Source organism: Pseudonocardia sp. EV170527-09, assembly GCF_008369905.1.
Classification (GTDB): Bacteria; Actinomycetota; Actinomycetes; order Mycobacteriales; family Pseudonocardiaceae; genus Pseudonocardia.
In genome coordinates, this window is sequence record NZ_VRMC01000464.1 from 1 (window position 1) to 271 (window position 271).

General features: G+C 44.6%; 1 pseudogene. It reads right to left on the reverse strand.

Annotation, left to right across the window (positions count from 1 at the left end):
- A pseudogene (locus FVA95_RS29825) lies at nucleotides 1-258 on the reverse strand (LCP family protein); the annotation flags it as partial.
- Nucleotides 259-271 lie beyond the last annotated feature (13 nt).

A 271-nucleotide genomic window follows, 5' to 3' on the forward strand; every position in this document is an offset into this window, starting at 1 on the left:
GTTGTCACGCATGAAGCTGACTAGCTTGATCTTCTTATCCGAACCACTAACATTCAATACCATAATCGTATCTGTACGGGTTTCTGCACTGTTTTGACCAATACGACCATCTGTCCCCATGATTAGGATATTCACCCCGTCTTTAGTATCTTGACCATTAAAGACCTCTACTTGAGCTGCTTTTGCATCAGCTGGCCTATTGGTAGAAGTTGCTGACTGGAAACCGCGCAGGAACATAAAAATCATCCCCGCAGCCACACAGGTTATCAAC